This is a genomic window from Methanosarcina sp. A14, from assembly GCF_001729375.1.
Lineage (GTDB): Archaea > Halobacteriota > Methanosarcinia > Methanosarcinales > Methanosarcinaceae > Methanosarcina > Methanosarcina barkeri.
On the sequence record NZ_LZPK01000158.1, the window covers coordinates 1 to 5048 of the forward strand.

Below are 5048 nucleotides of genomic sequence, written 5' to 3' on the forward strand. Positions count from 1 at the left end.
ACAAGAGTCGTGTACATCCGAGATGGTGAGATTGAAAAAATCGAAACACGCACAAAAAACGAATCAGGTGTGGAAAATGAACAAGGTACGAAAAATGAAGCAAATCTGAATTGAGGCGTTAAAATGAAAAAATTCTCTTTGCTAAAAATAATACTGTTGTTTTCAGTATTCATATGCCTTGGAGCTGGAACAGCACTTGCCTCTAATGGTGATATAAAATCTGCATATTTGGAGGTAAACCTGACTAATCAGAACCCTGATGCTGCCCGTCCTGGAGAACCTGTTGAACTCACCGTCAGCGTGCAAAATGTAGGAAACGCTAACCTGAAAGACATCGCTGTCACAGTTAGCCCTGAATATCCTTTCAGTAAGATTTCCGGAGAAGAACTAACGAAAAAGGTATCTTACCTGAATGCAAGGCAGGATGATGACGATGCAGCAGTCCTTAAATTCAAGCTTATGACAGATGCCAATGCTTCAGAAGGCACATATGATATCGATATAACCACCACTGCTAAAGAAAGTGGGTCTTTGTCAAATACGATTGCCACTACAAAAACCATCCATCTCGAGGTAAGGGGTAAGGAATACGCTCAGATTGTTACCATAAATAAGGCAAGTATTGACATTGCAAAGGAAGAGCCTCTGGAATTCATAATAACAAATACCGGAAATTCACCCCTGAAAAATATGGTAGTTTCCTGGAAAGACCCAAAAGGGGTAATTTTGCCAGTATATTCGGATAACACGAAGTACATCAAGTATCTGGCTGCAGGCGACTCCGTAACCGTTGCTTACTCGGTAATGGCAGATGTAAATGCAGACCCTGGACTCTATACTCTGGACGTAAACCTCAGCTTTGAAGACTATAATTCAAATGAAAAAAGTATACGAACTACAGCAGGGCTTTTCGTTGGAGGAGAAACCGATTTTGATGTTTCCTTTTCGGAAAGTGACCAGGGAGAAACTTCTCTTTCAGTTGCAAATGTAGGAAACAACATGGCATATTCCGTGAAAGTTTCGATCCCTGATCAGGATGGGTATAAGGTTTCAGGAAGTTCCTCAACAATTGTTGGAAACCTTGAGAAAGGAGATTATACAATCGCGTCTTTCAATATTGCAAGCACACAGCAGGATGCTAAGAATGCGGAATCCTCATCAGAGAATATAAAATCCAGTGATAAAGGAGAAAACGTAACTTTCGATTCTATGGATTCCAATCCTCTAAAAGTCCAGATTGAGTATACGGATGCAAAAGGAGAAAGAATAACGGTTGATAAGGAAGTAAAGCTCGAAATGAACTCCGGAAACATGACTGTACAGGGATCAGGAGGACCGGGCAACAAGAGTAGTGGATTTGGGTCATATTTATCCTATATTGTGATAATAGCTCTTGTAGGAGGAGCATTCGTATACAGAAAGAAAATCCAGGAAAAACTGATGGGAAGAAAAAAGAAGTAATCCGGAAAAAACCTGAAAAACAGAAGGTATGAAAAACAGAAGGTATGAATAAGGCAGCATCACAGAAGTAGCATCACTAACAAACAGAGGATATGGGATGAGAAAGACAAGCCTTTTGAAAAAACTGCTTGCCTGCAACCCTTTTATAAAAAAGGCTTGACCGAAAATTCAGGCACTCAAACAACAAGGTGGTCGGCGTGATCACAACCCTTTTGAAAAAAATTTTGACCGAAAACCCCGAGAAACGTTTGAGTTTGAAAATTTTATCTCCAAACCCTATCGGCGTGATCAACCGGCGCAACGGTTGAGCAAAAAAATAACGGAAGGATACAGGATGAGAAACTCAACCTACCTGAAGATGGGTCTAAATATGCTTGTGCACAGTAAACTGCGAAGCTGGCTTACCATTATCGGGATAGTTATAGGAGTGGGATCTGTAGTTGGCATCATCTCTCTGGGAGATGCCATGCAAGCAAATGTGCAGAGTAAACTATCTGATCTAGATCTGACAACGATAACGATCAGCCCCGGGTATACCAAGGCATCATCCAATATGCATGGCCCTGGTATGGGGGGTGGCACATCAACAGATGCAGAATTAACTATAGATGATATTAACGCGCTTCGAGGACTGGATAGTATACAATATATTGAAGGAGAAATTTCAGGCAGAGAAGGAGTTAAATATGCAGGGCAAAACGCAACCCTTTCAATCACAGGTGTTGATCCTCAAGTCTGGAAATACATGACTACCCTGAAAACGCAATCAGGAAGATTACTCGAACCAGCTGATAAGAATGTTGCAGTCATAGGAAGCGATGTTGCCAGTGAAATTTATGATCAGAATATCGGAGTTAACCAGGTAATAACCATAAACGGCAAAGCAGTTCGCGTTGTAGGAATCCTAGAAGAAGAGGGCATGGGAGGTGACTCAAGAATCTACATGCCAATCGATGGAGCAGTAGATCTTATTACAGATGCGAAAAAAGATGTTTATGATAGCATATCTGTAAAAGCCAGGAGTGAAGATCAGGTAGATGAATTGACGACAGAAATCGAAAAAAAGCTGATGGTCTCAAGACACATTAATAAGGAAGATGACAGGGATTTTTCCGTAACAGCGTCAAAATCGTTGGCTGATTCGGTTACTGAAATGATGAGTTCGATGACTCTTTTCCTTGGCGCCATTGCAGCTGTTTCCCTGCTTGTAGGAGCCGTAGGCATTGCCAATACTATGTTTACCTCTGTCCTGGAAAAGACAAAGGAAATCGGAACTATGAAAGCTATTGGGGCAAAAAACAGGGACATTCTTATGATTTTCCTTTTCAATTCCGCAATGGTAGGCCTTGTTGGTGGTATCCTTGGAGTAATTCTGGGGTCTTTTGTTTCATCCGGGCTCCAGATGATGATGGGAGGCAATATGACTGGAGGGGGTAGTGGAGTAAGCTTTTCGTTGATGCTTGAAGGCCTTACTCTTGCAGTTTTGATAGGTGTAATCTCTGGAGTAGTACCAGCGTACAGGGCCTCGAAATTAAAACCTGTGGACGCACTCAGATATGAATAAAACGGAAAAGATATGAATAAATAGAAAAGTAGGAAATAAATAGAAAAAGAAGGAATAAACAGAAAAGAAAGGGTTAATTCCCCGTTCTTATTTCCTGCTTCACTGGAATCAGTGGATTTCTGCTAACAAAGAAAAAAGGTTATGGTATGAGTTATTGAAAGCCATAACTGGTAGAAACTCTTTTATATTTATATTAAAAAAGGCAACAGTGCTCGTTTTTTGAATAGATCCATGACTCGTGTATACGATCTCGTTATCCAGTAATTGAGACTTGACGCGACACTGGAATGCATCTAAAATTCTAATTGCAGGGCATTTTTCTTTGTTTTTTGAGCAGCCATTCGGAATATTTGTCAGGGTCAAAAGAAAAAGCTCTTATGTTAGGCCTGAGGCTCCCTTTGAAAATAATTTTGCCACGAATAATACTTTATAGAGGTTTCATTTGCCTTTTATAGAATATTTAAAGATTAAATTAATCGAATAACACCTAGAAAAGCTTCATTGATAAATTAATTCTCTATATTTCCCTGTTTTTAGCTAAGTATGCTTATATTATTAAACGCCAATGAGGGGATCGGCTGCCTCCAATCCTGTTGAGCAGCTGGAAAATAAAATACCCAATAAGGTAGGTGTTTTGCCCATCTCAAGCACCTATCTCAGACAGGTTTTCAACCCCATATCAGATGCTCAATTTGGTTAACTACAGTGGAAAAGGAAAAACTGAAAAGGAACACCCTGAGAACATGACCTCGCCACTAGGAACATCAAGCCTATCGCTTGAAAATCAGGTGTTATCCATTGTAATAAAGAAAGGAGGCAACCAGCAAAAAATCTACACTCCAGAAAATGAGGCACTATGCATTTCACTAGTGCCTCAAAAACGAATCAAACCACAGGGTCTAGTTAGGTCATATAAATGGTCTGATTAGACCGATTATACCCACACAACAGGATAGCCTGTGGCAGATAGCTCATAAAAATTGTACGCTTATGATATTTATATATCAACCTGACAATATCTGACAATATAATTTTGCAGTCTTGATAATTTACCGAAGAATCTTCTGACTGCATCATAAAATAAATCACGGAAAAGATGGAAGCCATGCATCAAAAGAATAAAAACTCAAGCTACCTTGAAAAGGTTGAGCTCAGATATGACTAACTTTTAGAGGTTTTGTATGACACTCACTGGAATAATAGATTCTCTTAAAACGGTATTGAATCCCTCAAAGATTATAAACTCGCTTGAAGAAGCAGCGAGCTTCACTGGTCCATCCGAGAGTGATTCAGAGGAGGATCTTAAAATCAACCCGTACTTAAATTCCGGAAACGGTGCTACTAATAGTTCCAACGCGGTAAGGATATCTCAAAATAAAAATGAACCTCTTATCAAACTGACCAATGTCTGGAAAATCTATCAAATGGGGGAAGTTGAGTTTGCAGCTCTCAAAGGAATAAACCTGGAAATTTACGAAGGGGAATTTCTGATCATTCTCGGGCCCAGCGGAAGCGGAAAGAGTACGATGATGAACCTGCTGGGCTGCCTGGATATACCTTCAAAAGGCACGGTTTGCCTGAATTCTAAAGACATCTCAGAACTTGACGAATCCGAACTTGCCATTATCCGAGGACAGATGATTGGTTTCATATTCCAGAGCTTTAACCTCCTCTCCACACTCAGTACAGAAGAAAACGTGCTTTTACCTATGGAATTTCAGGAAGATGATCGAAAAATAGCCCGACAAAAAGCCTCATATCTGCTTGACATTGTCGGGCTCTCAAACAAGAAACAGAACCTTCCGTCCCAGCTTTCAGGCGGACAAAGGCAGAGAGTTGCAATAGCCCGTTCCCTAGCTGTAAACCCGCCCATAATCCTGGCAGATGAGCCTACAGGAAACCTGGATACCAAGACTGGATATTATATTCTGGATTTTCTGGATGGGCTGCATGCAAGAGAAGGTAAGACGATAATTATTGTTACCCATGACGTTGAACTTGTAAGATATGCAACAAGAGTCGT

3 protein-coding genes are annotated in these 5048 nt (G+C 40.5%); all 3 read left to right on the forward strand.

Features of this window, described 5'->3' with window-relative positions:
* The first annotated feature begins 123 nt into the window (after positions 1 to 123).
* Entirely contained in the window at positions 124 to 1461 is a 1338-nt protein-coding gene (locus A9239_RS08270) for a COG1361 S-layer family protein (RefSeq protein ID WP_048119248.1), read from the forward strand.
* A gap of 334 nt (positions 1462 to 1795) precedes the next feature.
* Positions 1796 to 3025 (forward strand): ABC transporter permease, encoded by a 1230-nt coding sequence (locus A9239_RS08275; protein WP_048123095.1) that lies wholly within the window; start codon positions 1796 to 1798, stop codon positions 3023 to 3025.
* 1181 nt (positions 3026 to 4206) lie between these two features.
* A partial coding sequence (locus A9239_RS08285; RefSeq protein ID WP_069575257.1) for an ABC transporter ATP-binding protein occupies positions 4207 to 5048 on the forward strand: 842 nt, incomplete at its 3' end.